The sequence below is a fragment of the Roseateles noduli genome (assembly GCF_050626985.1).
GTDB classification, from domain to species: domain Bacteria; phylum Pseudomonadota; class Gammaproteobacteria; order Burkholderiales; family Burkholderiaceae_C; genus Roseateles; species Roseateles noduli_A.
In genome coordinates this window covers 4,611,424-4,636,473 of the sequence record NZ_CP192463.1, presented here as the reverse complement: position 1 = coordinate 4,636,473, position 25,050 = coordinate 4,611,424, and the positions used below count along the sequence as shown (strand labels likewise).

21 protein-coding genes are annotated in these 25,050 nt (G+C 65.9%); 16 read left to right on the top strand and 5 right to left on the bottom strand.

Annotated features, from left to right (window positions below):
• Nucleotides 1-21: 21 nt before the first annotated feature.
• The gene (locus ACQ4L4_RS20105; protein WP_431100651.1) at nucleotides 22-1,455 is read left to right on the top strand and encodes a chloride channel protein; all 1,434 of its coding nucleotides are present in this window, start codon (nucleotides 22-24) and stop codon (nucleotides 1,453-1,455) included.
• Nucleotides 1,456-1,492: 37 nt separating this feature from the next.
• Here ACQ4L4_RS20105 and ACQ4L4_RS20100 read toward each other — a convergent pair whose 3' ends face one another.
• Nucleotides 1,493-2,392 (bottom strand): MBL fold metallo-hydrolase, encoded by a 900-nt coding sequence (locus ACQ4L4_RS20100; RefSeq protein WP_431100650.1) that lies wholly within the window; start codon nucleotides 2,390-2,392, stop codon nucleotides 1,493-1,495.
• A gap of 100 nt (nucleotides 2,393-2,492) precedes the next feature.
• Here ACQ4L4_RS20100 and ACQ4L4_RS20095 point away from each other — a divergent pair, with 100 nt between their 5' ends.
• On the top strand, nucleotides 2,493-3,449 hold the full coding sequence (locus ACQ4L4_RS20095) for a LysR family transcriptional regulator (RefSeq protein ID WP_431100649.1): 957 nt from the start codon (nucleotides 2,493-2,495) through the stop codon (nucleotides 3,447-3,449).
• Here the strand turns inward: ACQ4L4_RS20095 and ACQ4L4_RS20090 are convergent.
• The gene (locus tag ACQ4L4_RS20090; protein ID WP_431100648.1) at nucleotides 3,430-4,332 is read right to left on the bottom strand and encodes a substrate-binding domain-containing protein; all 903 of its coding nucleotides are present in this window, start codon (nucleotides 4,330-4,332) and stop codon (nucleotides 3,430-3,432) included. The two genes, ACQ4L4_RS20095 and ACQ4L4_RS20090, sit on opposite strands and share 20 nt — an antisense overlap.
• A gap of 27 nt (nucleotides 4,333-4,359) precedes the next feature.
• Nucleotides 4,360-5,313 carry a LysR substrate-binding domain-containing protein gene (locus tag ACQ4L4_RS20085; protein ID WP_431100647.1) on the bottom strand — a complete coding sequence of 318 codons (954 nt, stop codon included), beginning with the start codon at nucleotides 5,311-5,313 and terminating at the stop codon, nucleotides 4,360-4,362.
• A 137-nt stretch (nucleotides 5,314-5,450) separates the two neighbouring features.
• Between ACQ4L4_RS20085 and ACQ4L4_RS20080 the strand changes: the two genes are divergently transcribed.
• The 4 genes from ACQ4L4_RS20080 to ACQ4L4_RS20065 all read left to right on the top strand — a co-directional run bounded on the left by ACQ4L4_RS20080 (nucleotide 5,451) and on the right by ACQ4L4_RS20065 (nucleotide 9,716).
• Nucleotides 5,451-6,713 carry an MFS transporter gene (locus ACQ4L4_RS20080; RefSeq protein ID WP_431104979.1) on the top strand — a complete coding sequence of 421 codons (1,263 nt, stop codon included), beginning with the start codon at nucleotides 5,451-5,453 and terminating at the stop codon, nucleotides 6,711-6,713.
• Between the two features lie 152 nt (nucleotides 6,714-6,865).
• On the top strand, nucleotides 6,866-7,267 hold the full coding sequence (locus ACQ4L4_RS20075) for a GntR family transcriptional regulator (RefSeq protein ID WP_377159271.1): 402 nt from the start codon (nucleotides 6,866-6,868) through the stop codon (nucleotides 7,265-7,267).
• Complete coding sequence (locus ACQ4L4_RS20070) at nucleotides 7,264-8,226, top strand: ABC transporter ATP-binding protein (RefSeq protein ID WP_431100646.1); 963 nt, start codon at nucleotides 7,264-7,266, stop codon at nucleotides 8,224-8,226. The genes ACQ4L4_RS20075 and ACQ4L4_RS20070 overlap by 4 nt, the downstream gene beginning before the upstream one ends.
• Complete coding sequence (locus ACQ4L4_RS20065) at nucleotides 8,223-9,716, top strand: hypothetical protein (RefSeq protein ID WP_431100645.1); 1,494 nt, start codon at nucleotides 8,223-8,225, stop codon at nucleotides 9,714-9,716. The genes ACQ4L4_RS20070 and ACQ4L4_RS20065 overlap by 4 nt, the downstream gene beginning before the upstream one ends.
• A 43-nt stretch (nucleotides 9,717-9,759) precedes the next feature.
• On the opposite strand, the gene ACQ4L4_RS20060 is transcribed toward ACQ4L4_RS20065, so the two are convergent.
• A complete protein-coding gene (locus ACQ4L4_RS20060) occupies nucleotides 9,760-10,287 on the bottom strand; it encodes a flavin reductase family protein (RefSeq protein WP_431100644.1) in 528 nt (175 codons plus the stop codon).
• Nucleotides 10,288-10,322: 35 nt separating this feature from the next.
• Between ACQ4L4_RS20060 and ACQ4L4_RS20055 the strand changes: the two genes are divergently transcribed.
• Both ACQ4L4_RS20055 and ACQ4L4_RS20050 read left to right on the top strand, forming a co-directional pair.
• Nucleotides 10,323-11,285, top strand: a complete 963-nt coding sequence (locus ACQ4L4_RS20055; protein WP_431100643.1) for a M48 family metallopeptidase — start codon at nucleotides 10,323-10,325, stop codon at nucleotides 11,283-11,285.
• Nucleotides 11,286-11,457: 172 nt separating this feature from the next.
• Nucleotides 11,458-13,062, top strand: coding sequence for a hybrid sensor histidine kinase/response regulator (locus tag ACQ4L4_RS20050; protein WP_431100642.1), 1,605 nt, complete (start codon nucleotides 11,458-11,460; stop codon nucleotides 13,060-13,062).
• A 46-nt stretch (nucleotides 13,063-13,108) separates the two neighbouring features.
• Here ACQ4L4_RS20050 and ACQ4L4_RS20045 read toward each other — a convergent pair whose 3' ends face one another.
• Nucleotides 13,109-13,756 carry an MBL fold metallo-hydrolase gene (locus ACQ4L4_RS20045; protein WP_431100641.1) on the bottom strand — a complete coding sequence of 216 codons (648 nt, stop codon included), beginning with the start codon at nucleotides 13,754-13,756 and terminating at the stop codon, nucleotides 13,109-13,111.
• A gap of 187 nt (nucleotides 13,757-13,943) precedes the next feature.
• On the opposite strand from ACQ4L4_RS20045, the gene ACQ4L4_RS20040 reads away from it, so the two are divergent.
• The 8 genes from ACQ4L4_RS20040 (at nucleotide 13,944) to ACQ4L4_RS20005 (ending at nucleotide 25,015) form a co-directional block, all read left to right on the top strand.
• The gene (locus ACQ4L4_RS20040; RefSeq protein WP_431100640.1) at nucleotides 13,944-15,149 is read left to right on the top strand and encodes a hypothetical protein; all 1,206 of its coding nucleotides are present in this window, start codon (nucleotides 13,944-13,946) and stop codon (nucleotides 15,147-15,149) included.
• On the top strand, nucleotides 15,146-15,577 hold the full coding sequence (locus ACQ4L4_RS20035) for a hypothetical protein (protein ID WP_431100639.1): 432 nt from the start codon (nucleotides 15,146-15,148) through the stop codon (nucleotides 15,575-15,577). Before ACQ4L4_RS20040 ends, ACQ4L4_RS20035 begins: the two co-directional genes overlap by 4 nt.
• A 20-nt stretch (nucleotides 15,578-15,597) precedes the next feature.
• Nucleotides 15,598-15,873: a hypothetical protein gene (locus tag ACQ4L4_RS20030; RefSeq protein WP_431100638.1), complete on the top strand. Its 276-nt coding sequence runs from the start codon at nucleotides 15,598-15,600 to the stop codon at nucleotides 15,871-15,873.
• Nucleotides 15,874-16,213: 340 nt separating this feature from the next.
• The gene (locus ACQ4L4_RS20025) at nucleotides 16,214-18,610 is read left to right on the top strand and encodes an AAA family ATPase (RefSeq protein ID WP_431100637.1); all 2,397 of its coding nucleotides are present in this window, start codon (nucleotides 16,214-16,216) and stop codon (nucleotides 18,608-18,610) included.
• 67 nt (nucleotides 18,611-18,677) lie between these two features.
• A complete protein-coding gene (locus ACQ4L4_RS20020; RefSeq protein WP_431100636.1) occupies nucleotides 18,678-19,967 on the top strand; it encodes an IS256 family transposase in 1,290 nt (429 codons plus the stop codon).
• 79 nt (nucleotides 19,968-20,046) lie between these two features.
• Nucleotides 20,047-21,945: a UvrD-helicase domain-containing protein gene (locus ACQ4L4_RS20015; RefSeq protein WP_431104978.1), complete on the top strand. Its 1,899-nt coding sequence runs from the start codon at nucleotides 20,047-20,049 to the stop codon at nucleotides 21,943-21,945.
• 194 nt (nucleotides 21,946-22,139) lie between these two features.
• On the top strand, nucleotides 22,140-23,642 hold the full coding sequence (locus tag ACQ4L4_RS20010; protein ID WP_431100635.1) for a TIGR02677 family protein: 1,503 nt from the start codon (nucleotides 22,140-22,142) through the stop codon (nucleotides 23,640-23,642).
• Nucleotides 23,639-25,015 carry a TIGR02678 family protein gene (locus tag ACQ4L4_RS20005; RefSeq protein ID WP_431100634.1) on the top strand — a complete coding sequence of 459 codons (1,377 nt, stop codon included), beginning with the start codon at nucleotides 23,639-23,641 and terminating at the stop codon, nucleotides 25,013-25,015. The genes ACQ4L4_RS20010 and ACQ4L4_RS20005 overlap by 4 nt, the downstream gene beginning before the upstream one ends.
• The last annotated feature ends 35 nt before the right edge of the window (nucleotides 25,016-25,050 follow it).

Genomic DNA, 25,050 nt, shown 5'->3' with positions numbered 1-25,050 from the left:
CGGAGCGGGATACTTGCCGTCATGTCTGGCGATCACCAAGCCCCCCATCCTCCCGCCACGTCTCGCCAGGAAGGCGACGGCAGCGACCATCAGGCGTCCGCGCCCACCGACCCGGATTTCCTGTCGGCGGTACGCGACGACCTGGCCGACTGGCGTCAGTGGCTCGCCCGCGCCGTGGTGCTCGGGTTCGCCGTGGCGGCGGGCCTGGCCGTCGTGGTGTTCACCTGGGTCAGCGAGCAGGCGATGGCGGGTTTCGCGGCGCTCCGCGCGTGGTCACCCTGGGCCCCGCTGCTCTGGACGCCGGTGTGCACGGCCGGACTGGTGTGGCTGACCAGACGCTTCGCGCCGGGCGCCGCCGGGTCCGGCATTCCGCAGGTCATGGCAGCCCTGTCGCCGAGGGTCGATCCGGCCCGGCAAGGGCTCTTCGTGTCGCTGAAGCTCAGCGCCGCGAAGTTGCTCCTGGTGTCCGGCGGCCTGCTGGGCGGACTGGCCATCGGCCGCGAGGGGCCGTCGGTGCAGATCGCCGCAGGCGTCATGCAACATGCCCAACGATGGCTGCCCCGGCGCTCACCGCTCAATCACGACGGTCTGTTGGTGGCGGGCGGCGCGGCCGGCATCGCGGCCGCCTTCAACGCGCCGTTGGCCGGGGTGATGTTCGCCATCGAGGAACTCACTCGCAAGATCGAACAGCGAAGCAGCGGGCTCATCATCGCGGCCATCGTGCTCGCCGGCTTGATCGCCGTGTCGGCGTTCGGCAATGCCAGCTATTTCGGCCGCCTGCGGGTGGAGCACCTCACCTGGACCCATCTGCTTCCCGGACTGCTGACCGCCGTCGGCTGCGGATTGGCCGGCGGCGTCTTTTCCCGTCTGCTCCAGCGCAGCCTGCTCGGAGGTGCCGACCGGTTCAGCCGGTGGCGAGCCCGTTTCCCGGTGCGGTTCGCCTTCGCCTGCGGCCTGGCCATCGCGGTCCTCGGGGTGGTGAGCCACGGCGCCACCGACGGCAGTGGCTACGAGTACACCCGGGGCCTGGTGGAAGGCCACCTGGACCTGCCGGTGCTCTACGTCACGCTGCGCATCGTGGCGACCTGGCTAGCCGTCTGGTCGGGCGCGCCCGGCGGCATCTTCGCGCCCTCGCTGGCGATCGGCGCCGGCATCGGCAGCGACATCGCGCAGCTGACCCACACCACGGAGGGCGCCGCGGTCATGATCGCCATCGGCATGACGGCCTTTCTCGCGGCGGTGACGCAGGCCCCCGTCACGGCGTTCATCATCGTGATGGAGATGGTGGACGGTCACTCGATGGTCCTGAGCCTCATGGCGGCCGCGCTGCTGGCCAGTGTGGTGTCGCGCTGGATCAGCGTGCCGATCTACCACCGGCTGGCTCAGGCCCAGCTCGCCAGGTTGCCGGTGGCAGCGGCCGCGGGAGCGGGAGCGCCGGGGCGCGACGGGGCGTGACGAGGCGCAAGTCCTCCCAGGCGGTTGACCTCCGGCCTCACCCCCACTTCATCTCGCCCTTGGCCACCTTGGCGCCAATCTGCAGCGCCACGCCCATGCCCGCATTCGGATAGCGCCGGGTCATGGCGGCGATCAGTGCGGCGCTGTCGGCGGCCTTGGCCAGCTCATCCTCGAACGCCACGAGATAGTCGCGCGTGTATCGGATCGCCGAGCTGTCTGTCGCCGCGCCGGGCGCCAGGTGGCCGGGGACCACCACGGCCGGCTTGCGCGCGGCCATGGCATCGAGCGTCCTGATCCACGCCGCACGCGCCTGCGCACCCTGCGTGTCGGCCGTCCAGACATGAACGCCGGAGAACACCAGCACGCCGCCGACAACGGCGTTGAGCGAGGGCACCCAGAGGTAGCGCCGGTTCTCGAGACCTTCGGCATCCACGATCTCCAGCGGCTGGCCCTCCACCGTGAGGGTCCGGCCGTCGAAGGGCTCGGGCATGACGATGTCCGCCAGGACCTGCGGACCGTTTTCCTTGAGCTGCGGCCCCCAGGTCGCCAGCTTCTTGGCGACATTGCCCTGGATGGCCGCGATCGTCGCCGACGCGGCGATCACCTTGGCGGCGGGAAACGCGGCCTGCAGGGGCGCGAGGCTGAAGTAGTAGTCGGGGTCGCTCTGGCTGATGTAGATGGTCGTGAGTTTCTTGCCGCTGGCCTTGATGGCCTCGGCGAGCGCCCTGCCGTCGGGGAGCGTGAAGCCGCCGTCGATCAGGATGGCGTCGTTGGCGCCGGAGATCAGCACGGGAGCACGGAAGAAGCCGTTCTCGCCGGCAGGGAAGTGCTTCCAGGTCAGTCGTGTCGTTGCAGCCAAGGCGTTCTTCACGCCCAGCATGGCCGTCGCGACACCGGCGGCGCCTGCCGTCTTGATCACATCTCTGCGCGTCGTCATGGGGGTCGTGCCTTCTTCAAAAAAGTGGAGGGGGAGGGTCTGGACCCCATCGTAGGCACCGAGAATTGATCATCAAATACACACGTGACAAACACAATGTATGTCCAAGGCAAACAATATCGCTGAGAACGGCGGGGGAAGCCACGGCAACCTGAGGCGGCTGACCTACTTCGTCGCCGTGGTGGAAACCGGCTCGTTCACGGCGGCGGCAGAGCGCCTGGGCATCACCAAGGCCGTGGTCAGCCAGCAGGTGGCGCGGTTGGAAAGCGAGTTCCGGACCTCGCTCCTGGTACGGACCACGCGCCGGGTGCAGCCGACCGAAACCGGGCGCGCCTTCTACCTGCGTTGCGCCACGATCCTGCGCGAAGCCGAGGAGGCCTTCGACGAACTGGCCGAGGGGTCGACCGAGCCGTCGGGCGTCCTGCGCTTGACGGCGCCGTTCGACTACGGCGTCGGGATCGTCGTACCGGTCATCGCTGCCTTCATGCAGCGGTACCCCGCCTGCAAGGTGGACGCCATCCTGAGCGACCAGACGCTCAACATCATGGACGGCAACATTGAGCTGGCGATCCGTGTCGGCTGGCTGGCGGAAACCGGACTGCAGGCGCGCAAGATCGGCTCGTTCAGGCAAGTGCTTGTCGCCGCCCCCGCGATGGCGCCGCAACTTGCGCCGCTCACCGGACCGGAAGACATCGCCCGGCTTCCTTTCGTCGCCAACACCGCGTTGCGCGATCACCTCCACTGGGACTTCTCCCACGGCGAGACCGAACGCCGGGACGTGACCGTGCAAGCGTCCGTGCGTCTGGATGCGACGCTGGCCGTGCGCGAAGCCGTGCGCCATGGCATGGGGCTCTCTGTCCTCCCGGATTTCGCCGTCGAAGAGGACCTGGCCGCAGGGCGTCTCATCGAGGTCCTGCCCCAATGGCGCCTGCCTTCCGGCGGCATTCACGCGGTGTTTCCGTCGGCGCGCTTCCGCCCCGTGAAGGTGAGAGCCTTCGTTGATCTGTTGGCGGACAGCGAGCAGCGGCGACGGGCCCTCAACGGGTCACAGGCATAGGCACGATGGTCGACGTCGGATGCAAACCGCTCCGCTTCAGGGCATCCGCATTCGCTGTCGCGGCCAGATAGCGAATGAATGCCTGTGCTGGACCGTGATGCCGACTGGAGCTCACCACGCCGGCCGCATAGGGCGTGACCTTCTGAATCTCGTCCGGCAGCTCGCCGACGATGCGGATGCCCTTCACGGCCTGGAGTTCGCTGCGCTGCTGGCATCCGAAGGCTGCCTGGCGTGAGGCAACGATCTCCCCCACAGGCGTCGCCGGGATCTGGCGGCCCTTCGCCTTCACCTCGTCCTCGATGCCGAGCCGCTTCAGCAGCACGTGCTGGATGTACTCCCCGCTCGCGCTGTCCGACCAGGCGATGGAGGCGGCGCCCAGGAACGCCGCCTTGACCTTCTCGACCGTGTCCAGCTCAGGCGCCGGCTCCCCGGCCGGCACGGCGCAGGCGATGTACGAATCGGCGAGGACGACCTTCGTCGCCCCGTCGACCAGCCCTTGCGCGATCAGCTTGTCCAAGGCCGGGCCCACCATGATCACGACGTCCAGCGGCTCGCCGCGGGCGAGCCGCGCCGGAATCGCCTGCTTCGTCTCTCCCATGGAAGGTCCGAACTGCCGATCGACGATCGCGCCGGGCACGTCCTTTTCATAGCGGACGGCCAGCTCCTTGAACGCCTCGGCGAAGCCGCCCGAGGACACCGCGACGATGCGGTCGGCGGCTTGCGCCAGCGGCGCGGCGGAGAGTGCCGCCATCAGGGCGGCACGGAGAACGAGACGACGGCGGTTGGGCGAGGACGGGCGTTGCATGGGGAGGTCCGGAATCAAGATGCCTGGATCTTGAGGACACCCCGTCGATGCGTCCAGTGCAACGTTCAGCACATTCATTGCGCGGCATGCATCACGCCCACCGCGTCAAGCCGATGAAGCGCCCTTTCGGCTGTCCTTCGGCGTCGCGTCCTGCGCCACGCCCGCCTTCTTCAGCGCCTGCACGAGCAGCTTCGCCAGCACCTCGGCCTGGGTCGAGAGCCGATGCCCCTTGCGCGAGATCAGGCCCAGCGTCCGGCTCACCAGCGGCCGGGTCAGCGGCACGCCCACCAGGTCCTTCGACGAGGTCCCGGTCAGCGCGAGCCGCGGAATCGCGCTGACGCCCAGCCCCGCCCGCACGAGCGCCAGCGCCCCTTCCACGTGATTCACCTCGACATGCGTCACCGGCCGAGCCTTGGCCTGCGCCACCGCGTTGTCCAGCAGCATCCGGTTACCGCTATCGGCTGCCAGCGAGATGAAGCGCTCGCCGACGAACTCCTCCCACCCGACCGAGCGCAGCGTCGCCAGCCTGTGCCGCGCTGGCACCGCCAGCACGTAGCGCTCCTTCACGATGGCGGCGAAGTCGATCGACGGCTCCTGCGCGCCGAGGAAGTTGACGCCGAAGTCGGCCTGCTTCTCCACCACGGCCTTGAGCACCTGCGGCGCGCTGTGGTCCAGCATCTTGATCCGCGTGTCTGGCTGCAGCTTCGCGAATTGCGCCAGCACCTCGGGCAGCAGGTGATTCGCCACCGACGGGATGCAGGCCACGGTCACCAGCCCCGCCCGGCGTTCCGCCCGGTCGCCCACGTCGGAGATCGCGCTCTGCAGCGCGGCCAGCGCCTCGCCCGCATGGGTCAGGAACTGTTCCCCGTCCTCGGTCAGGCTCACCCGCCGCGTCGTTCGGTCGAAGAGCCGCACGCCCAGCGCCTCCTCGATGCGGTCGATGCGACGACTCAGCGCCGACGGCGAGATGAACAGCGCCTCCGATGCCGCCCGGAAGTTCATCCGCTCCGCCACCGCGACGAAGGCCGCGAGTTCACCCAGGTCGAAATTGATTCTCATGGCGCATCAATCGTTCCGTTCTTTGCACTTCCCGCAACTTTGAAGGAAAAGCATGATGCCCCACAAGAGAAAAACCGATACCGGAGACTGCCATGACTACTCTGACCGGGTCGACGTCGACCACGACGCCGCCCAGGATGCCCCGCCGCGCCGCGCTCGGCGCGGTGCTCCGCGTGACCAGCGGCAACTTCCTGGAGATGTTCGACTTCTTCCTGTACGGCTTCTACGCGACCTCCATCGCCCAGACCTTCTTCCCCAGCGACAGCGAGTACCTCTCGCTGATGCTCACCTTCGTGACCTTCGGCGCGGGCTTCCTGATGCGGCCCTTGGGCGCGATCATCCTCGGCGCCTACATCGACAAGATCGGCCGCCGCAAGGGCCTGATCCTGACGCTGGCCATCATGGCCTGCGGCACCGTGTTGATCGCCTTCACGCCGGCCTACGCGACCATCGGCGTGCTGGCGCCGGTCCTCGTGCTGACCGGCCGCCTGCTGCAGGGTTTCTCCGCCGGGGTGGAACTGGGCGGCGTGTCGGTCTATCTCGCGGAGATGGCCACGCCCGGCCGCAAGGGCTTCTACGTCAGCTGGCAGTCCGCCAGCCAGCAGGCCGCCATCATGGTCGCCGCCGCGCTGGGCTATGGCATCAGCCAGTGGTTCTCCACCGCGCAGATCAGCGAGTGGGCCTGGCGCATCCCCTTCCTGGTCGGCTCGCTGATCCTGCCCTTCGTGTTCCAGATCCGCCGCTCGCTCGTGGAGACGGAATCCTTCCTCGCCCGCAAGCACCACCCGTCGATCGGAGAGATCGTCGCCTCCATGCTGCGCAACTGGGCCCTGGTGGGGGCGGGGATGATGCTGGTCGTCATGACGACGGTGTCGTTCTACCTGATCACCGTGTACACGCCGACCTTCGGCAAGTCCGTCCTGCACCTCTCCGCCACCAGCGCCTTGCTGGTGACCTTCTGCGTCGGCCTGTCCAACTTCGTGTGGCTGCCGGTGATGGGCGCGGTGTCCGATCGCATCGGCCGCTGGCCGCTGCTCGTCGTCTTCAGCCTGCTCACGCTGCTGACCGCCTATCCGGCGATGTCCTGGCTGGTCCAGACGCCCAGCTTCGAGCGCATGCTTGCCGTCGAGCTCTGGCTGTCCTTCCTCTACGCCAGCTACAACGCCGCCACCATCGTCGCGCTCACGGAGATCATGCCGGTGGAAGTGCGGACCACGGGGTTCTCGCTGGCCTACAGCCTGGCCACCGCCATCTTCGGCGGCTTCACGCCGCTGGTCTCCACCTGGCTGATCCAGACCACCGGCGACAAGGCCGCGCCCGGTCTCTGGATGAGCGGCGCCGCGGCCGTCGGCCTGGCCGCCACCGCGCTGCTCTATCGCGGGATCGTCAAGGCGCGATGAGCGCGCGGCCCTCCACTAGACGTCTCCCGGAAGAAGTCCGGTCACCGAGTGAAGTCCTCCGCCGCCTGCGGGATTGACGCATCGTCCTGTTGTGTATTACTGTACTGATACACGCTGACGATGCCGTCGGCGCCGCCAGTCGCCACTTGCCGATGGACGCCGACCTCCTCTTCAGCATCAACCCGGGCTCCCCCGAGCCGATCTACCGCCAGCTGGTGGAGCAGTTGCGCCGCCGCGTGGCCAGCGGGCAGCTGGTGGCGGGGCAGGAGATCCCGTCCGTGCGCGAGCTGGCGCAGGCGTTGGCGGTGAATCCGATGACGGTTTCCAAGGCCTTCGGGCTGATGGAGGCCGAGGGGCTGGTGGAGCGTCGCCGCGGCTTGCCGATGGTGGTGGCGGCGCAGCATCAGAAGGCGATGAAGACGCGCGGCCGCGTGGAGCTGCTGCGCCCCACGCTGGAGAAGGCCGCCGCGGAGGCGCGCCAGCTGGAGCTGCCGGCGGATCAGGTGCTGGCGCTGTTCAAGGCGCTGCTCGAGGACCAGGGAGAGACGCGATGACTCACACGTTGAAGCAGACACTGCACGAGACGCTCGATCACTCGATGACGATCAGTCCGGCGCAGAGCCGGGCGCTGGCCGATGACGCCCTCGCCGCGCCGCCGGTGAGCGCGAGCGGCCTGAGGGTCGACTTCAAGGGCCAGCCGGGCGTGCTGGCGGGCCTCGACTGGACGCTGGCGCCGGGGCAGGTGGTCGGGCTGCTGGGCCGCAACGGCGCGGGCAAGACCACGCTGCTGGAGACGCTGCTGGGCCTGCGCGAGCCGCAGGCCGGCGAGGTGCGTCTCTTCGGCCAGCCGGCGCTGACCCCGGACGACGCGCTGCGCGCACGGCTGGGCTACGTGCCGCAGCAGGCGGCGCTGTTCGAGGACTTCCAGGCCGGCGACCTGCTGCGCTACTTCCGCAGCTTCTACACGCGCTGGAACGACGCGAAGGTCGACGGCCTGATGTCGCGCTGGGAGATCCCGCGCGACCGTCGCATCGGCCAGCTGTCGCAGGGCCAGCAGCAGCGGCTGTCCATCATCCGCGCGCTGGCGCACGAGCCCGATCTGCTGGTGCTCGACGAGCCGGTCGCCAGTCTCGACGCCGCCGGCCGCCGCGACTTCCTGCGTGAGCTCGTCGATCAGGTGCTGGACCGCGGCACGACGGTGCTGTTCTCGACGCACATCCTGTCGGACCTGGAGCGCGTGGCCTTCAACGTCGCGTTCCTCAGCCGCGGTCGCATCGCGCTGCAGGCGCCGCAGGACGCGCTGGCGGACGAGGTGCGCTTGCTGGCCGGACCGCTGGGGCGGCTGCAGGCGGCGGTCGACGCGCACGGGGGTCAGGTGTTGAGCCGGCGCGACCTCGGCGAGCAGCCGCGCTGGCTGGTGCGTTTCCCGGAGGGGAAGCTCCCGCAAGTCGATGCCGCGCTGCGCTGCGAGGCGCTCAGCCTCGAGGACCTCTTCCTGGAGCTGACGCAATGAACGCGGCGATGAACGCGGCGCTCCCGCTGCCCGGCGCCGGCGGGCACCTCGCGGTGCTGCGCGCGACGGTGCGGCCGCTGCGCCGGATGTGGTGGCTGCTGCTGCCGCTGGCCGCGATCACGGGCCTGGCCTCGATGAAGTCCGCGTCCGCCGCGGGTGGCGCGTTCTGCATCACGGTCGCGATCGCCCTGCAATTCGTGTGGTGGATGTGTGCCAGCGCGTTGAGCATGCAGAACCACCCGGTCACCGCGCGTCTCGTCCCCGGTCACCTGCGCCTGCTGCGCGAGGTCGGGGTCGCCCTGTTCCTCTTGATCGCCATTGCGACCGGGCTGCTGCTGCATGCCGTGTTCGGCCACTTCCCGCTGTTCACGATGCTGGCGGGGGCCGTGCTGGTCAGCTTCTCCACGGCGCTGCGCTGGCCGATCACCTGGTTCGTGTTCTGGGTCTTTCCGTGGATCCCGAGCGCGCTGCTCAAGGACACCGTCGTCTGGCGCGAGACCGTCGCGGTGCTGCGCGACTGGCACGAGCAGCAGCCCGTGACGCAGGCCGCGCTGGCGATGATCGCGCTGAGCGTGATCCTCTGGCACCTGTTCCAGGATGGCGGTCCCGCGCACCTGCGTTCCTGGCAGTCGGCCAAGATGTTCAGCGACCTGATGTCGATGAAGGCGACCTGCGCGACGCGCGCCGCGCGGCCGCCCGTCCACCCGATCCTGCGCCTCCTCGCCAAACCGTTCACCTGGGGCCTGCCGACCTGGACCCGCCACCTGATCCGCACCGCCACGCCGACGGCCGACAGCGTGGCGGCGCGTGCCGAGATCGCCGCCATGCGGAACCTGCACTGGTCGGCGACCGTGGGCGTGGCCGCCGTCATCTTCCTGGCGCTGCTGCTTGCGGAACTCGCGGTGCTGTACTGGCTGCCCGCGCCGCGCGCCGCGACGGTGCTGCACAACGCGCTGCCGGGTGCCTCGTTCGGCGTGATGTGCGCGTTGTTCGGGCCGACGCTCAGCCTCTCCGCGATGCTGCGACGGACCCGGATGGAGCAGTCCTTGCTGACCCTCGTGCCGGGCATGCCGCGCGGCGAGGCGATGAACCGCGTGTTCGCGCGCCGCATGCTGACGCAGTTCCTGCTGGTGCTGGGCTTCGGGGCGGCGGTGTTGACGCTGATGGTGGCGCTCGTGCCCGGCGACTGGCCGCGCGAACAGCCGCTGATGGGCCTGCATTTCGCCGCCGTCGCGCTGCCCGCGGGGCTGCTGTTGTGGCAGGACTGGTCGCGCAAGCGTCAGCCGGGAGCGACGCAGGCCGTCCTGCTCATGCTCGGAGGGATGCTGGTGGCCGGACTGAGCATCGGCGCGAACCGGTTCTTCGAGATCATGCCCTGGCATGTCGTGGCGATCACGGCACCACTGGCCGTCGTGCTGGCCATGTGGCGGTGGCGCATGGTGCGACGCATGGCGCCGTTCTGGCCGGTCGGGCGCAGCGCAGGCGACTGAGCGGTCGAAACGGCCGCTCAGGTCGTCCGTTCAGCTCGTCCGCTCAGATCGGCAGCTCGGTGTAGTACCGCCCGCCGTGGAAGATCAGCGGCTGCGCCTGTTCGGCGCGGGTGCAGGCCTCGACCTCGCCGACGAAGATGACGTGGTCGCCTTCCTCGTACTGGCTGCGGTTGGCGCATTCGAAGACGGCGGCGCAGCCCTCCAGCACCGGCGCGCCGCCGCAGCCTTCCCGGAATCTCACGCCCGCGAAGCGGTCGATGTCGCGCGTGGCGAAGCGCTGCGCGAGTTCCTTCTGATCCGCCGCCAGGATGTTGATCGCGTAGTGCGAGCCGCGGCTGAACACCGGCATCGATCCGGCCCGGCGCGCCAGGCTCCACAGCACCAGCGGCGGGGACAGCGAGACGGAATTGAACGAGTTGGCCGTCAGGCCGACCAAGGTGCCGTCCTCGGCGCGCGCGGTCACGATGGTGACGCCGGTGGCGAACATCCCGAGCGCCGCGCGGAACTCCTGCGGGTCGAGCGGCGAGGTGGCGCAGGTCGGAGACGACGTGATCAGTGGCGACTGGGACATGATGACCGGGATTGTCGCCTGCCTAGAATCTCGCCATGGTTGATGCTGACTTCTCTCCCGATGCCGACGTGCACCTGCCGTCGACCCCCGCCTACGGTTTCGGTCGTTGCGATTGCCGCCGCTGCGGCGCCGACGGCGCGCCGCGCCAGCCCGCGCGGCGCCTGTTCACCGGCCTGATCGCGGCCGGCGGCGCCATGGCGCTGTCGCCCGCCTGGGCCCAGGACGGGGTCGATGTCGGCAAGCAGAGCCGCTTCACGAAACTGATCTCGGCCGAGCAGGTCGAGGCCGCCGCCCAGCAGCAGTACGTGCAGATGATGCGGCAGGCGCAATCGCAGAAGGCGCTGGCGCCGGCCAACAACCCGCAGTTGATCCGCCTGCGGGCCATCGCGCAGCGGATCACCCCGTTCGCGGCGGCGTGGAACCCGCGCGCGCAGCAGTGGCGCTGGGAGGTGAACCTGATCGGCAGCAAGGAGCTCAACGCGTTCTGCATGCCGGGCGGGAAAATCGCGTTCTATTACGGCATCCTGCAGCAGCTGCAACTGAGCGACGACGAGGTCGCGATGATCATGGGCCACGAGATGGCCCACGCGCTGCGGGAACACGCCCGCGAGCGCATGGGCAAGAACATGGCCACCAGCGGCGCGATCCAGCTGGGCGCGGCGATCTTCGGCCTGGGCGACTTCGGCCGCGGCGTGGCCAACATCGGCGGGCAGCTGCTGTCGCTGACCTTCAGCCGCGAGGACGAGAGCGAGGCCGACCTGGTCGGCATGGAGCTCGCGGCGCGCGCCGGTTACAACCCGCACGCGGGCATCACGCTGTGGGAAAAGATGGGACAGGCGAGCAAGGGCGCGCCGCCGCAATTCCTGTCCACGCACCCGTCGGGGCCGACGCGGATCCGCGACATGGAGCGCACCCTGCCGCGTGTGCAAGGCCTCTACGCCCGCGCCGCGAAGCCCGACCAGCGCTACCAGCCGCCCGCGCCGGCGGCTAGGTCCTGACGGACGTCGGCGACGGACCACGGGCAAGCACGGGGAGACACGCCGCGCCTTTCGGGGTCTGATGGCTTGAAAGCCCGATGCCATCGGGCTTCCCTACGGTTAGGTGCTGGCACAGCGATTGCCCACGCGGCCCACGGGGTCCACACTGGCGCCTCGTCCAGAAGGGGGCCACATGCCGGGTCAGGAGCCGTCGTCGCACGGGTCGGGTGCATCCACCGCACCCGAGGAAGGCGCCGCGCACGTCGGAGCCGCGCTCGACTACGTCACCGACGCCGTCATCCTGTTGGAACACGACTGGACCATCGAGTTCGTCAATGTTGCCTTCGAGCGCGCGAGCGGCCGACAGCGCGAGGCGCTGATCGGCAGGAATTACTGGACCTGCCTGGCCGGCGCGATGGGCGAGCGCTTCGATGTCGAGGCCCGGTCCGCGATGCAGACGCGGGCCGCGCACATCTACGAGGAATTCAACGCCCGCCTCAGCAAGTGGTTCGAGTGCCGGGCCTTTCCCTGCGAACACGGCCTGGTGGTGCTCTTCATCGACGTCACGATGCGCAAGGCCGATGAGCTGACGCGCGTGGACTTCGAGGAGAAGCTGATGCGCATCCAGCGGATGGAATCGCTGGGCACGCTCGCGGGCGGCGTGGCGCACGACTTCAACAACATCCTGGCGGCGATCCTCGGACACGCGGGGATGATGCTCGACGAGCTGCCGGCCGCGTCGCCGCTGCGCGCGCACATGCAGCAGATCAAGCGGGCCGGCGACCGGGCGCGCGACATCGTGCAGCGCATCCTGGCCTACGCGCGGGGCGGCGGACATGAGTTGTCCAAGCACCGCCTGCGCCCGCTGGTCGAGGACAGCATCGGGCTGCTGCGCTCGACGTTGCCGGCGTCGGTGCGGCTGACGGTGGACCTGCACGGGGACGACTGCGTGGCGACGGTCGATCCGGCGGAGGTCCAGCAGGTGGTGCTGAACCTCTGCACGAACGCCTGGCAGGCGATGCCGGGCGGCCATGGGCGGCTGCATGTCGGGTTGCGCGCGGTGCAGTTCGACGTGCCGCACGCGTTCGCGATCGGCCGCGTGGCGCCGACGCACTACGCGGAGCTCAGCGTGCGCGACGACGGTCACGGCATGGAGGAGGACGTGGTGAAGCGGCTGTTCGAGCCCTTCTTCACGACCAAGCCGCGGGGTCAGGGCACGGGCCTGGGGCTGCACATCGTGCACGGCATCGTGCATGCGCACGGCGGCGCGATCGACGTGCAGTCGCGGCCGGGGAAGGGCACCGTGTTCTCGGTCTATCTGCCGGTGGTGGGCAGCGAGGCGGCGCCGCTGGACACGGCGGCGCTGGCGCGGGTCGCCGACCCCGGCACGGGCGAGCATGTGCTCTATGTCGACGACGATCCGATCGTGCTGATGATGGTCGAGGCGCTGCTGAAGAAGGCGGGCTACGACGTCCGCACCTATGCCGAGCCGGCCGACTGCCTGGCGGACATCGAGCAGGGCCGCGTGCCGGTGCAGCTGCTGATCACCGACTTCAACATGCCGGGCATGAACGGCCTGGAACTGGCGGTGGCGGTGCGCGCGACCCTGCCGGCGGTGCCGGTGATCATCACGACCGGCTACATCGGGGAAGAGCTCACCGACTCGGCCGACCGCATGGGCGGCGTGGCGGTGTTGCAGAAGGAGCGCAGCTTCGAGGAGCTCGTGGAGCTCGCCGCGTTGGCGCTGCGGGGCTTCCCGGAATCGCGGTTCCTCGATACGGGGTTGTCGCCGCTCTGAGGGCGCCCGGAGGCCGCTGCAAACGCTGTCGGGAGACGGCGAGGCCTCAGCCCCAGCGCCCGCCGACGAAGGGGTTGGTGCGGCGTTCCTCGCCGAAGCTGCTCTCCGGGCCGTGGCCGGGCACGAAGACGGTGTCGTCGCCCATCGGCCAGAGGCGCTCGTTGATGGAGCGGATCAGCGTGTCGTGGTCGCCGCCGGGGAAGTCGGTGCGGCCGATGCTGCCGGCGAAGAGCACGTCGCCCACGAAACAGCGCTTCGCGCTCGCGGAGTGGAAGACGACGTGGCCGGGCGTGTGGCCGGGGCAGTGGCGAACGGTGAGGGTCTCGTGGCCGATCTGGACGGTGTCGCCGTCCTCGAGCCAGCGCGTGGGCGTGAACATCTCGGCCGGCGGGAAGCCGAACATCGCGGACTGCTGCGGCAGTCCGTCGATCCAGAACTGGTCGCCCTGATGCGGTCCGATGATGGGCAGGCCGCGCAGGCGCGCGAGCTCGCCGGTGCCGCCGGCGTGGTCGATGTGGGCGTGGGTCAGCCAGATCGCCTTCAGCGTCAGGCCCAGGCGCTCGACCTCGGCAAGCAGGCGCGGGATCTCGCCGCCCGGATCGACGATCGCGGCTTCCTGCGTGACGTCGCACCAGACGATCGAGCAGTTCTGGCGGAAGGGAGTGACGGGGACGGTCTGGTCGCGGAGGGGCATGGCAGTTGGGAGCTGATAACAAGGTTTCGAACTGAAGGTCAATGTATCGAACCGGCCCCTCCAGCTTCAGCGAATGCAAATGTCAGAGTTTGGAATCCCTTGGCCGTCTGTGCTAACCGCGCAATCCTGCTACAACCTCACGCACAGACGCGACCAGTCCAAAGTAGAAGCGTCCACAGGGAGGAGCGTGAAGGTCATCAGCACCAATGCCGATCTGAGCAAGCAGCTCATGCGGCTAATCAAGAAGTACCCGAAAGTTGCCTTCGCCACTGCATGGGCGTCGGCAGACACTAACGTCTTTAGAGCGTTGGTCGAGCGCCGGGAGCAGATAGTTGGCGCAGCAATCGGTACGCACTTCTATCAGACCCACCCTGACGTCCTGGACGCGTTCGTCGGCTCGGCCAAGGTCAAGTTCATGCTCCAGCCGGACGGGGTCTTCCATCCGAAGGTCTACCTGTTCTGGAGCTCCGAGGCCTGGGAGGTCGTCGTCGGCAGTCCCAACTTGACGGTCGGGGGCCTCACGAAGAACGCGGAGCTGTCGATACTCATCACCAGCGACGACGGTCAGCCCGATCTAAGGCACGAGATTGCTGACGTGATCAAAGGCTACGTGACGGATGGCACCACTATCACCCAGCAGGAAGCCGACCGCTATCGCGGGCTCTGGAAGCTCAAAGCACGGCAGCTCGAAAAGGTCGTTGACGTCTTCGGTAGCAGGCCGACGTCCAAGCCGGCCGTTCTATCCAATGTCATGTCCATGGACTGGGTTAGCTACCTAGCTATGGTCAAAGAGATGGACAAGACCCACGGGTTCAATGCGCGCCTGGCCATGCTCAACACTGTTCGCGAGCAGTTCGACGAGCACGCGCACTTCAACGACATCCCCTTCGACGCTCGTCGTGGCATCGCAGGCCTTGCCAGCAAGACCATCGAGAACTCCGAATGGTTTGGCAGCATGTCTGGGGCCGGCGTCTTCTACGGTCTCATCAACGACGAGCACGAGGCGTTTTCGTTGGCGCTGGACCAGATCCCCAGCACCGGCGAGGTTCGCAAGGAACACTACGACGCTTACATCAAGGAGTACCTGAAGGCCTACCTCAAGGGTCGTGACGGCCTCGGAACGGCCACTCGGCTCCTGGCGATGAAGAGACCTGACGTCTTCTTATGCGTCGACGCAAAGAACATCAAGAAGCTGGCCAAGGATGTCGGCATCGTGCGGGCGGACCAGTTCGACTACGAGCGCTACTGGGGCGAGGTGGTCCTCCGCCTGCGGGAGGCCCCCTGGTGGCAATCACCGGAACCTACCGACCCGACCGAGCAAACCGTGTGGCGCGCACGGGCAGCGATGCTCGACGCCATCTTTTACGAGGAAAAAAAGGCAAAGAAGCGATGAGCCAAAGGTACACGCACGTCCGCTACGCGGAGCTGAACTCGCCCCAACAGGAGACCTACAACTTCCACAAGATCGCGGCGCGCCTGGCCGACTACGGCTTCAATTGCATCCCGCTCAACGACGACTGGCTTGGCGCCGACTTTCTGGCTAGCCACGTCGACGGCAAGACCTTCCTCAAGGTGCAACAGAAAGGCCGCTTTGAGATCAACAAGAAGTACGCGGACAAAGATCTGCACATCGCCTTCAGGCATGGCGATGACGTCTATGTCTACCCACACGACCTCATGATGGATGCCCTGCTCGCCTGGGGAGCAGCCAAGGGGCGCTTGGTGAATACGGACTCTTGGGCCAATGGTGGCTTCAGCTGGAAGAACCCAACCAAGGAGCACATGAAGCTTCTTGCGCCCTACAGGTTCACCGCTCCCTGAAAAACGTACGGAGGCGCAGAGTGAACCTAGATGGTGTGTTCGTCGAGTCGGACGGCAACGACGACGCGCTTGCCAGCGCACACGGCAATCGGAACCTCGAAGCACAAGGGTCCTACAACACGCTGGACTTTGTGGTGCGCTTCAGGCCGGACCTACATCAGATCCTCGAGAGCCATGGGGGAAGGATCTCGCTGCACGGGATGGCATCGTGGGATGCGGCCAAGGCCTTCTCAACCTACCTTCACGAGACCATCACTGGTGGCAGCACGTGGGAACAAGCGCCGGACTCGTGCTGAGCTTTCTACAGCCCGCCTACGCCCACATGAATCGAAAGCAGCTGGACGAGGTGCTTGCGGCATACGGGGCTGTTAAGCCACTTGTTCGGCTCGCGGAGAACCTTCTCAGCGCTGGCGGCAGGCAGGACGAGTCTCTCAATCGCGCATTAAACAATTGGTATGTGCGTTGCACATGCTGGCGGCAAATCAGCATGGCGTTCGTCGCGTAAGCCCGATGTCGGGTTTCGCCGCAAAATTCCGTTAGATGCAGTGAGGAGGCAAGAGCGCTGACGCTCTCAGGAACGCTGCCGGCCGGCGCGCTCAATAAAGCCTCCCCATCGACATTTCGAGGGAGGTCATCATGAAGCTACAGGCCTATCGGCTGCAGAATTACCGCCGACTGCGCGACGTTGTCATCGAGCTCGACGACGAGATTTCCATCTTCGTTGGCGCCAACAACAGCGGAAAGACGTCCGCCGTCCAAGGGCTGTACTCGATGCTCCGTGGGGAAGCGAAGAAATTCGAGCTGTTCGACTTTAGCGCGGCGCTGTGGGCCGAGATCGACGCCATCGGCAGGACGCCCCCAGGCGATGAGGACGCGCCCGAGAAGTTGCCGTCCATCCTCTTGGATCTCTGGTTCCGCGTCGGCGAAGATGACCTCGCCACTGCGATGTCGCTGCTGCCAAGCACGGAGTGGGACGGAAAGTGCGTCGGGATCCGGGTGGCGTTCGAGCCTCGGGATGCCCACGCGCTCGTCCGGAAGTTCCATGAGCTGCATGAGAAGGCCAACAACGCGGCGATCGCGCTTGCGGCCAGGCGCGAGGCAGCCGGGGAGGCGGGCGCGGAACATGCGGCTGCGGTGGTAGCTGACCCTGGCGAGTACAAGCCCTGGCCGGAAAGCCTCACGAAATACCTCACGAAGGAGCTGAGCAGGGAATACACGTTCCGCTACTACGTGCTCGATGAGCGCGCCTTTGTCGGCTATCAGGCAAAGGAAGCCGACTACGAGCCGCTGCCCCTAGGCAAGGAGCCGGGCGGCGCGGCCATTCTCAAGTCGCTGGTGAGAGTGGACTTCCTGCGCGCGCAGCGGCACCTCGATGATCCGGATGCCGGCAGCTCTGATCGCGCCGAGAGCCTGTCGCGACGCCTGAGCAGGTTCTATCACCGCAACCTGGAGAAGCGTGGCGACGACCACGCGGCCCTCAAGGCGCTCGACACCTCGGAGAAGGAACTGAACTTCCACCTGGAAGAAGTCTTCAGTGACACCCTCAAGCGCCTCGCCAAGCTCGGCTATCCGGGCGTGAACAATCCCGAGATCGTGATTCGGGCGGCCTTGGATCCGACCACCGTCCTGGGGCAGGACGCCAAGGTCCACTACGTGATTCCGGGTGCGGCTACCGCTCAACTGCCCGACAGCTACAACGGCCTCGGGTTCAAGAACTTGGTCTACATGGTGGTTGAACTGCTCGACCTGCACGAGCAGTGGAAGGCCGAGGAGGACAAGCGGGCGCCGCTGCATTTGGTCTTCATTGAAGAGCCTGAGGCGCATCTGCACGCGCAGATCCAGCAATTCTTCATCAGGAACGTTTTGCGCCTCCTTGAGGATGCCAACGACCACGCTACGTTTTTCCACACGCAGCTTGTCATCACCATGCACTCCCCGCACATCCTCTATGAACGCGGGTTCTCGCCCATCCGGTACTTCCGCCGCGTCAGCGACCAGTTGGACCATCACACGGACGTGCGCAATCTGTCGCTATTCAAAACGGGCGCGGCCGACGCTCAAGCGCGCGAATTCCTGCAGCGGTATCTGAAGCTGACGCACTGCGACCTCTTCTTTTCCGACGCGGTCATCTTGGTGGAAGGCAACGTCGAACGCCTGCTCTTGCCGGCCATGATCGAGTCGGCGGCCAAGCGCCTGCGTTCTTCTGCCCTGACCATTCTTGAAGTTGGTGGCGCGTTCGCGCATCGGTTCCAGGAACTGATCGCCTTCGTTGGACTCACGACGCTGGTCATCACGGATCTAGACAGCGTGACGGTCAAGACGGACGCCGCCGCGCAAGGCGCAGGAGCTGGCGGCGCCGTCGACGGAGATAACGAGGACGACGACCTGAAGCCCTTCGAGCTCGAAGACGACGACGAAGCAGAACCGGGCGGCAAGAAGAAGTCCAAGAAGCGTGGCAGCACCTGCCATGCGCACGTGGAAGGTGCCGTCACGTCCAACCAAACCCTCATCAGCTGGATCCCGAAGAAGCGGTCAGTGGCCGAACTCTGGGAAGTCACGGCGGAGCAAAAGACGCTGTTGCTGGCCGAGGGTTCCAGCGCTGAGGTTCGAGTGGCTTATCAGACCAAGGTTTCTGTGACGGTGGGTGCGGCGACCTCGCAGCTCTGCGGCCGCACTCTCGAGGAGGCCTTTGGTCTTGAGAACGCCGACTGGTGCCAGGCTGAGGCCAACCGGGCGGTCGGTCTCAAGCTCAGGCGCGCGCCCAGCAGCCCCGAGGAGCTGGCTGAGAAGTTGCACGACAGGGTGGTCGGCAAGAACTTCGACAAGACCCGCTTTGCGCTGGAGGTCCTCGCAAGTGGGCCGCTCAATGGCTGGAAGGTTCCCGCGTACATCTCCGAGGGGTTGGCCTGGCTCGAAGCCAAAGTGGCCCACGAGCTTGAGGCGGACGCGGCCATCGCCACGGAGGTCGCGACGATTGAGCCGACTGCAGCCGGTGTTGTCGCTGTCATTGCTGGCGAGGGGCAGACGACATGAGCAGGCGAGTCGGGCCTGTCCTGAATTTTGTGTGCGAGGCATAACATGACCCGAACCCGGAGCATTTATGCCAATCGACAAACCTCTGAGCAAGACCAAGCTGAGGAACGCCGCGATTGCGGCCAAGTCTGCCGCGTTGCCCAAGATCCCCGATGAGTTGATCGACCAGATCGTGAAGGGCCAGCCGATGACTGGCGAGGAAGTGAATGCCGCTTCGATGGCGTTCAAGAAGGCCCTGATCGAGAGAGCGTTGGGCGCGGAGCTGGGATTCCACCTGGGCTATCCAAGCGGAGCCGACAAGCCCGAGACGACGAAGAATCTGCGCAACGGCAAGACCGGCAAGACGGTGTTGACCGAGGATGGGCCGCTTCGCATCGACGTTCCTCGCGACCGGGATTCGAGCTTCGAGCCGCTGCTGATTCCCAAGCACGAGCGCCGCTTCACCGGCTTCGACGACAAGATCATCGCCATGTACGCGCGCGGGATGACCGTACGGGAGATGCAGGCCTTCTTGGCCGAGCAGTACGGCGTGGACGTCAGCCCTGAGTTGATCAGCAGCGTGACCGACGCCGTGATGGCGGAGGTGGGCGCCTGGCAGGCGCGGCCGCTGGAGCCGATGTACCCGGTAGTGTTCTTCGACGCGCTGCGCGTGAAGATCCGCGAGGACGCGGTGGTGCGCAACAAGGCCGTCTACTTGGCGCTGGGTGTCCTGCCAGACGGCACGCGCGACATCCTGGGGCTGTGGATCGAAGGCACTGAAGGTGCCAAGTTCTGGATGAAGGTCTTCAACGACCTGAAGACGCGCGGTGTCAACGACATCCTCATCGCGGTCACGGACGGGCTCAAGGGCATGCCGGAGGCGCTCAGCGCGGTGTATCCGGCCACGACGCTGCAGACCTGCATCGTGCACCTGATTCGCAGCAGCCTGGACTACGCCAACTGGAAGGATCGCAAGCCGCTGGCCGCGGCCATCAAGCTGGTCTACACGGCGCCAAGCGCCGAGGCCGCTGCGGCAGAGTTGGACGCCTTCGAGGCAAGCGCCTGGGGCCAGAAATTTCCCACCGTGGTCGCTGCCTGGCGCAGGGCCTGGGACCGCGTGATCCCGTTCTTCGCCTTCCCGCCGGAGGTGCGGCGGGTGATTTACACGACCAACGCCATCGAGAGCATCAACGCGCAGCTGCGCAAGATCATCAAGTCGCGTGGCCATTTCCCTAGTGACGACGCGGCGAGCAAGCTACTCTGGCTGGCCTTGCGCAACATCACGGCCGACTGGGGGCGCGCCGCCAAGAACTGGCGAGAGGCAATGAACCAGTTCGCCATCCTCTACGCAGACCGGTTCACAAGGGCCGGCTCGTAGCCTCGTAAAAGCGCCTCAAACACAGAATTTCTGACACTCCCGGCGAGTCGATAGCCCGGACACCGACGCCGACCGCGAGATCCACGCGTGCATTGCCGCGACGCCGCCGCAGCCCTTCGTGGTTCGTGCCGGCGCTGGTTCCGGCAAGACCACCTCCCTCATCAAGGCGCTGGACTGGGTGATGTCGGAGCACGGCGCCAGCATGCGGGCGAAGAAACAGAAGGTCGCGTGCATCACGTATACCGACCTCGCCGCCAACGAAATCCTGGCGGACGTCAACGACGACCCGCTGGTCCATGTCTCGACCATCCATAGCTTCTACTGGTCCATTGCCAAGACATTTCAGGCCGACATCAAGGTTTGGCTGCAGAACGACATCAGCAGGCGGCTCTCCGAGCTGGAAGAAGAGTTCGAGAACTACGGCTCGCGTGTTCGGCAGACCACGCGCGACAGGAACAAGGCCGACCAGGAGCGCTATACCCGAAGCCTGGAGGCTGTGGCTAACGTCAGGACTTTCAACTACGGCGTGGGCAGTGACTACGCGAAGGGCATCCTCGGTCACGAGGACATCCTTCAGCTCGCCGACTTCCTGTTGCAAAACCGCCCGCTGTTCCGACGGGTCGTGGCGCTGAACTACCCATTCGTGTTCATCGACGAGAGTCAGGACACGTTCCCGGGCGTGGTGAAGTCCTTCAAGGAAGTGGAGGCTCAGATGCGGGGCAAGTTCTGCCTCGGGTTTTTTGGCGACCCTATGCAGTCGATCTTCATGAGAGGCGCAGGGGACATCCCGCTCGAAGACCATTGGCGAGCCATCACGAAACCGGAGAACTTTCGCTGCGCCAAGCAGATCCTTGACGTCGCTAACGCCGTGCGCGCGCAGGGCGACGGCATGGAGCAAGTCCGCGGGCTGCACGAGAGGGTCGATGGGAACCTCAAGCCGGTGGAAGGCTCAGCCCGGATGTTCGTCCTGCCGAACACGCTGAACCGAACGGAGGCCCTGGCAAGAGTCCGGGCGTGGAACACGGCGACGAACAACGACGAGGGTTGGACGACCCCAGACAACGCGGTCAAGATTCTTGTCATCGTGCACCGCATGGCCGCCAACCGGCTCGGATTCGGCGGCATCTACTCGGCGCTGAACGACAAGACGTCGGAGGCCATGAAGCAGGGGATGCAGGACGGCACCGGTTGGCCCGTTCGACCCTTCCTCAGTTTCGCGCTACCGATCGTTGTAGCCGTGAAGGCCGGCAACGAGTTCGCAGCAATGAACCTGCTCCGAGAGTTCAGCCCGCGCCTGGCGCCTGACGCACTGGTCGGCCGCCGTGCCGCAGATGTGCTGCGAGAACTGCACGCCGCCGTTTTGAGACTTGTCGCCATGCTGGATGAGGCAGACGCCACCGTTGGCGATATTGCTCTCCATCTCCGCGACGCCGGCCTATTCGGGTTCGACGAGCGCTATGAGCGTGTACTTGGGTTCGTCGGAGGCATTGGCGATGTTGCTCAAGAGGCCGAGACCGCCGGTGCAGCGCCTACCGAAGGGCGATCATCGGATGGGGCAATGCTCAAGTTCTTCGGGTGCGCTGCACAGGAGCTTCGGCCCTATGAGCGCTATGTCTCAGAAGGCTCCCCCTATGCCACGCAGCACGGCGTGAAGGGCGCCCAGTTCGACCGCGTCATCGTCGTGATGGACGAGGAGGAGAGCGACTACCGAACCTACAACTACGAGCGGGTCTTCGCCAGCGCTGATGCCCGTGCTGCAGATCGTGCACGAGCCCAGGACGGTGACGAAAACACCTGGAGCCGAACGCTGCGATTGCTGTACGTCTGCTGCACTCGCGCCCGGCGAGGGTTGGTGCTGACGTTCTTTGTTGCCGACCCGGCGACCATCGTAGAAAACGTCGTGGCGAGTGGGATCCTGCCACGAAGCGCAGTCTTCAAGCAGGAGGCGCTGACTACGCTGCCGCCAGCTAACGAATAAGGGTGATCGTTGCTACAGCGGCGGTGGGGCACGCTAGATGCTTTGTGCGCTTAATGAATTCGATAGGGGTTGCTAGCTCACGCCATGAGCTATTGACAACGTCCTAATTGAGCGCCGATGCGTGTCAGCTTGACGTCCATCGGCACCGTTCGCTTCTCGTCGACTTCGCCGCGACCGCCTGGGGAGGAGGTTCCATGAAGGAAGAACACACAAAGCTGTTCAGCCACGTGACGGCTGACAAGGCTCGCCTCTATCGAAGCATTTTGGGTGTCTTCGCCTCGGCACGACGTCAGTTCAGGCTTTCTCTGAGGCCGGACGAGATCTTGCTGGAGGGCGCTTGGGGTGATGCTCGACCCATGCCTGAGGAGCTTGCGCTAGCGCTGCAGCAGCTGACGGACTGGGGCAATTTGGAGTCCCAGCCGGATACGACGCGGGTCTCGAACTTGGCCGACTTCTACCGAGCGCGCTTCCTTTATCGACTCTCGTTGGGCGGTGAAGCCGTTGAATCGTCGCTTGAGGTGTTCTCAGAGGCTATGAAGCACCGCGCCGAACTTCAGTCGGTAGCGCTCGAAGATATCGCGACGCGGCTAAAGGCACTTCATCTCCTCGTCACCGAGGGCCAGCCCGATGTCATCAGGGTCCATGAGGGGCTGCGGGACCTGGTGCACCGGTTCGAGGGATTGGCTGAGAACGCGCAGGCGTTCATGTCGGGAGTTGCTCGCGGAGTCGATCTGCAGCGCGCGGAGGCCACGACCGTGGCACGCTACAAGAAGCAGCTCATCGATTACATCAACCGCTTCCTGGGTGATCTCGTGCGGCGCTCGGAGAGCATCGGCCAGTTGATTGTTGCGCTTGAACCATTCATGCGATCGCTTCTCTGGGAGGTAGCGCAGCGCGAGGCGACGGATGCGGCACCCGGCAATGAAGCTGATGCCCTAGATGCGACGACTCGGCATTGGCAGACTTGGACCGAGCGTTGGAAGGGACTTCGCGGCTGGTTTCTGAGCACCGGCTATGAGCCCTCCCAATCAGATCACTTGCGAGCGCGGGCAAGGACGGCCATTCCGCAACTGCTCAGCGCGATCGGCGCCGTCAACGACCGGCGCAGTGGGCGTAGCGACAGATCTGCGGACTTCCGCGCCCTGGCCTATTGGTTCGCCGCCTGCGAGAACGACTCCCAGACGCACCGGATGGCGCGCGCGGCTTTTGGGCTTAACCCTGCACGGCACTTCTCGCTGGTTCCGGCCAGCGACGAAAGCGTTTCTCCGAACACGTCTTGGGCTAACGGGCCATCGCTTGCAATTCATCCGCGATTGCGTGAATACGGCGAGGCCAGTCCTCGCGGTGTACTGCCGCGTGAGAGAGACCGGTCTGAGGAACGCAGAGCCCTCGCCAATCAATTTCGGCAGGAAGCCATGCAGGTCGAAGCTGCTCGGGCGCGTCTGGCAACCGGTCGGGCCGGCAAGCTGTCCGAACTAGGAGTCCTCAACCGCGAAGAGTTCGCGCTCTTTCTTAGCCTGCTGGCGGAGGCACTGTCCGAACAGCGCCGGCCTGACATGGCCGTGGAGCGCCTGACGGGCGATGGACTGCTCAAGATCAAGCTGGAACCCCTTGGTGCCGACACGCGGGCCGTCATCGAAACTGAAAACGGTTGGTTCAGCGGTCAAGACCACTTGCTCACGATCTCCGATGCATGAACAAGATGAAGAAGTCTCTGGATAGCCGCAGTATCGGGCGCTTGCAGCAGCACCGGCAGCAAGACGAATTCCGCGCCGCAATTCGCGCGACATTGATGACCCCCTTGATGTCGTCAATGCATCCTGACTTCGCGCTGGTGCGCCGGCATGCCGATGCACTCGGCGATTGGTATATGCGAGAGGCCGGCTGGCCGCTGCTCAGCTACCGCGAAGGCGTGCGGCTGCAGAAGCGGCCGGGCGATACGACTGACGACACGCGTGGGCTATCGGGTTTCGATCGACGTCGCTACGTTCTGTTCAGCCTCGCCTGCTACGTCCTCGATAGAGCGGATGTTCAAGTCACGCTCCGTACGCTCGGCGAGCAGCTGCTGGTCGCTGCGGCTGACCCACTGTTGGAAAACAGATCCTTCACGTTCGATCTCAAGTCGCACCATGAGCGCAAGGAGCTGGTGGCCGTCTGTAAGACGCTGCTGGAGTTCGGGGTGCTCTCGAGAGTGGCCGGCGACGAGGAGGCCTTCGTCCAGGTTTCCAGTGGTGAGGGTGATGCGCTCTACGACGTCAACCGTCGGCTGCTGGCCAATGTGCTTGCGTGCGCCCGCGGCCCGTCAACCTGGCCAGAGGATGAGCAGCCTGTGACGTTCGATGACCGGATGGCTGCCTTGTGCGCCGAGTACGCACCAGACAGCGAGGACGGTCGTACGGCTGTTCTGCGGTTTGCGCTGGCACGTCGGTTACTCGACGATCCGGTCGTCTACTTGGACGAGTTGGACGATGCGAGCCTCGCATACTTCGCCAATCAACGGGGGGCAATGGCGCGGCGTATCTGCGACGCGACGGGTCTTTCCCCGGAGCAGCGACTCGAAGGGACGGCGCTCGTCGACGTTGAGGGTCAGCTGACCGACGTCTCTATGCCAGACGAGGGCACCGATGCACACGTGACGCTGCTCGTAGCTGAGTACCTGTGCTCGCTCTTGAAGGCCTCAGAAGTGAACGGCCCTGTGGAAGCGCCCACAGCGACCATTGACCAAGTCGAGAGCTTCATTGCCGGTGTGCGTGAGAGGTTCGGGAAGCTCTGGCGTGTGGCCGCCCGACAGGCAGGCTCTGAAGGTTACCTGGCCAAAGAGGCGCTGGACCGGCTCGAACGGCTGCATCTGGTGCGGATCGACGGTGGTTCAGTCATTCCGATGCCGGCGATGTTTCGGTTTTCTCTCAAGGATGTCGTAGTGCAGGGGGCAATCTCAAAGTCTGGCTTCGCATCCCCTAGGGACGGTCTGCAAAACCCACCCTTCGCGCAGTCTGAGCCCAAGTGTTTGGCCCGGGCTCATGAGCTGCTCGAGCGCGGTTGGTCGTGTGGAGTTTCAGGTGGGTTTTGATGCGACTTGGACCGCCGCGGCGCCCGTCTGGCGCG